Consider the following 4,015-nt stretch of genomic DNA (forward strand, 5'->3'; position numbering starts at 1 on the left):
ATGACGGACTTGCTTGTCGGCTCCGCGCTCTTCGGCTTAAGCGTTCTCGCGTGGCTGCTGATCCTTGCGGCTCAGATCCTGCGCGGCAGGCGAGGACGGCTCGCAGTCGGAGCGGCGAACGACATCGCATTTGGCTGGGTGGACTGGCTTTCATAGCTGGCCGGTCCAGGGACAGCGCTGGAGCTGCCGAACCTCTTGTTCCAGAAGGACCGGCATCTTCGGACGACCGCCCGCCGCGCGGCAGACATCCCAGGTTCTGGTGTTGTCAAGCGGCGGTGTTGAGGATGTGGGCTCCAGGCGGTGTGCTCGTCGTAGGTGGTGCCGTGCTTGAGGCAGCCGTGCAGGATGCCGATCCATCGGTTCGCCAGCTGGCGCAGGGCTGCTTGGTGACCCGTGCCGCGGGCGCGTAGCTGCTGGTAGTAGGTCTTGGCGCCGGCGGAGCCGCGCATCGAGGAGAACGCCCACTGCTGGGCGGCGTCGCCGAGTCGCTTGTTGCGGGCGTAGCGGGCCATCACGATTTTCTTGGTTCCTGAGGCCTTGGTCAGCGGCGCGGTGCCGGCGTACGCCTTGAGGGCCTTGGCATCGACGTAACGGTCGGGGTCGTCGCCGAACTCGCCCAGTAGGCGGGCGCCCAAGGTGATCCCGACCCCCGGCAGGCTGGTGAGGATCTCAGCCGCCGGGTGTCGGCCAAAATGCTCGGCCACCACCTGCTCGAGGGCATCGACTTGGGTGTTGAGGGTGGCGATCAGGGCGACCTGAGCGCTGACCGTGGCCGCGTAGGCGGCCTGCAGCGGTGGCGGTTGGCGCAGCTCGGCAGCCCGGAAGGCCTGCACGATCTGGTCGGCACGCGCTTCGGGGCTGCGGCGGTGCGCCCGAGTCAAGGCGGTCAGGATCTTGCGTCGGGTCAGCCGGGCCGCGGTGTCGGGGTCTGGGGCTGCCGCCAGGATGTCCAGGGTGTCGGCGGCGTCGAGCTCCGAAAACGCCTGCAGCGCGGCGGGAAAGAAGTCCCGCAGCGTCGAGCGCAGCCGCAGCACATGCCGGGTGCGCTCCCACACCAGGTTCTGGTGCGTGCGGGCGGCGAGCTTGATGCCCTCGGCGAGGGCGCTGTCCCCGGCGACGGCGCGGTGGTGGGCACGGTCGACCCGCACGATCTCTGCCAGCAGGTGCGCATCGGCTGCGTCGGACTTCGCCCCCGAGGTCGAGTGCCGCTCTCGGTATCGGGCCACCGACAGTGGGTTGATCGCGTACACCGTGTAGCCGGCGGCGATCATCGCTGCGACCCACGCGCCGCGCTCGGTCTCGATCCCGATCACCACCTGAGGTGCGGGGTCAAGGTCGTCTCGCGGGTCGGGCAGGAACTCTGCGATCAAGGCGTGCAGACGCGTGACGCCAACCTGCCCTTCCGGCAGTCTTCGCCGGGCCAGGATCGTCCCGGCCTCGTCGACCAGCTCGACGTCGTGGTGGTCCTCGGCCCAGTCATCTCCTACGAAGAGCATCGGCTTCGCCTCCTGATGTGTCACCCCAGACAGAACAGCAGCGCGGAGGAGATGCCCGGCGATCTCATGGCCCAAGTGCTCACCGAATCATCCGGGGCACGTCATCCCAGCAGCGGTCACCATCTCCTCACGACCGACGGGCGCACAGTCTGCCGCCAGACCTTCGAAGGTCAGAAAAGTACGAGTGCTGACCCGCCGGCCGCTACCGGAACCAAGCCTTCCAGAGACCCGGTCAGAACCCATGAGAAGAGTGCGTCCACAGTGAGGGTCGGGCACCATGGCCGCGTGGACGTGGAAAAAAACCAATGCCCCGCACGCCGGGCTTCGCAGAACCTGACGATGATGAGTAAGCACTGCCGTATAAGAGGCCTCGCATGAGTTCTTCGCGCACTCTCGGGTTTGGTGGCCTTATCGCCCTCACCATTCATGGGGTCTGGCAGCTCCTGAGAAGCCTTTTGAGCGCGTCGCCCGTCGTGCAAAGCCCACTGCTGTCGATTCTCGAGATTGCAGCAGGCGCGGGCGTGCTAGCGACGATCGTCCTCGTTCGACGACGACGTGACAGGGCATCATCGACGGGTCGGCACTAGCGCATTGCGGCATTTCCGGATGTTGGCTACGGCGCGGAAAGCCCGAACGCTTCGAGCTGTGCGCGGACGTTCTGGAAGTCGGCGTCGGGGTTGAGCCCGGCGAGGATCGCGGGGTCGAGTGGCTCTGACCTGTAGACGGCGCCGACCGCCGCTTCGTCAGGGCTCGTCTCGTAGTAGTCCTGGGCGAAGCGCACGAACGCCTGGGGGCTGTCGTCAAGGATCAGTTCGAAAAGCCACGCGGCGCCATCAGGGTCCAGCTCTCCCGCCGGCGGGATGGCCGAACCGGTGCACCACCGCTGTCCGCCTTCGGACCAGAAGGCTGCCGTCGCCATGAAGGTGTCGGCGAGCTGGAAGCGGGCGTCCCGAGTCAGGGGTTGGAACTGAGCCGGCATGCCGTCGAGGAGCCCGGGCCACACCGCGACAGGTGTCCGTGTGAAGGGGTTCATCGCGTACTCATGCGCAAATCCCCAGCCAAACACGGCGTCCTCGGTGAAGGCGATGTAGTACTGGTCGCCTGAACCGTCGTCCATGCTGGCCAACGCCACCCCGGCGGGGTCGCGCGGGTGGAATCGGAAGTACCGGTCGTCCGGGCCGAGTTCTGGGGTCATCGCGACGTCGAGGATCGCGAGGGTGACGGACAGCTCTCGCAGGCGGTCCGGGGAAGGGAGTCGTTCAAGCAGGTCCGCCATCGTCATGAGCGGCAGCGTGACACAGGTTCACGCTTTCGGACCCGCACAGCCGCAGTCCTTGGCGCGGCAAATGCGGACGTCCTGTCAGGCAGACTCAGAGACATGAAGATGCGTGCGACCGTGGAGGCGGTGGATGCGGCTGTATGCGCCGCTCTCGCCGACACTCCTTGGGAACGGGAGCCGACGGTGCGCCCGCAGGCTCAAGACCATGCCGACGAATGGCCCTCCCGAGAGCACCGGCTGGTGTGGTGCGGTTCCTACGACGCTATCCGCCGTCGCTACCCCGACTTGCCTCAGTCCCACGGCAACCAAACCGGTGGGTGCGTCGACCTCTGGGTCCACATCGACGAAGAGGCAGCCCTGAGCGAAGTGAACTTCGAAGGGCGATCGCTCTCAGACACGTTCCGGCTCATGCACAGACCCGCCGAGGCTGAGGAGGCCGACGCACTGCTCGGGCGTCCCGCCGACGTCGTCGCTCCTTATCTGGCGCGACACCTCGTCGATATCTTGAGCGACGCCTCGGCGTCTGAACGCTGACTCACTGCGGCAGATCCGGACGTTCCTACCTCTCTGGCGTTGTCAGCGAAAGACTGCTGAGGACAATCCCCGTCAGACCGAGACTCGCCCCCGCCAGGCTCAGGTTGCCGACGATCGTGAAGGTAACGCCCAGCGCTATGCCGACCACCGCAACAGCCACAATGACGGAACGGCGTGCCCGGCTGCTACGGGACCACAAGGTGTCACGCTTTGGCGCTGTCATGAGTTCCATCCTTGCGGGGCCGCACAACGGACGGTGGGCGTTTAGTGCTGGCTCTACCGAACATTGCACCTGCACCTGCGGCACCAAGCAACGTCCGATATTCGGCACGGCCGATCAGCGGCATGTGCGGAAACCGATCTATAGGTCGGCGCTCGAGTCGGACAGCTCGGTTGGGCTGCTCGCATGCGGCGTCGGGTCAAGAGTCTGAGAAAGCGCCCGAGGACCTTCGCGGTGCACCGCTTCGACCAGGCCCGGAAGTTGCGCAAGGGCGTCCGTCTTGTAGCGCATCCGACGTCTGCCGACCACCTTTCGCCGGTGCGGCCATCGGGTGCTCGTCCGACTGACCCTCACTTGCCACCCGAACCGGAAAACGAGCCTGCCGCCGAGGTTCCAGAGCGCGCCAGCGATCGAAACGAGAAGGCCGTAGTCGAAGTTCAAAGCCTGGTCGTACTGCCAGCCAATGACCCCAGAGGGCGCAGCCTC

Annotated in this window: 2 protein-coding genes and 1 pseudogene; 1 reads left to right on the top strand and 2 read right to left on the bottom strand. The window is 66.2% G+C overall.

Annotated features, from left to right (window positions below; translation table 11 throughout):
- Window positions 1-242: 242 nt before the first annotated feature.
- Window positions 243-1,496, bottom strand: a pseudogene (locus AB4030_RS22280) (IS110 family transposase); the annotation flags it as partial.
- Between the two features lie 613 nt (window positions 1,497-2,109).
- Window positions 2,110-2,778, bottom strand: a complete 669-nt coding sequence (locus AB4030_RS22285) for a hypothetical protein (protein WP_442281386.1) — start codon at window positions 2,776-2,778, stop codon at window positions 2,110-2,112.
- 96 nt (window positions 2,779-2,874) lie between these two features.
- On the opposite strand from AB4030_RS22285, the gene AB4030_RS22290 reads away from it, so the two are divergent.
- Window positions 2,875-3,309, top strand: a complete 435-nt coding sequence (locus AB4030_RS22290; protein WP_442281387.1) for a hypothetical protein — start codon at window positions 2,875-2,877, stop codon at window positions 3,307-3,309.
- Window positions 3,310-4,015: the final 706 nt, after the last annotated feature.

Origin of the sequence: Terrabacter sp. 2YAF2, assembly GCF_052114705.1 — a bacterium.
GTDB lineage: Bacteria > Actinomycetota > Actinomycetes > Actinomycetales > Dermatophilaceae > Terrabacter.

Bases quoted from the DNA above. Each gene is read 5' to 3' on its own strand.
- AB4030_RS22285 (WP_442281386.1), bottom strand. From the start codon at position 2,778: ATGACGATGGCGGACCTGCTTGAACGACTCCCTTCCCCGGACCGCCTG.
- AB4030_RS22290 (WP_442281387.1), top strand. From the start codon at position 2,875: ATGAAGATGCGTGCGACCGTGGAGGCGGTGGATGCGGCTGTATGCGCC.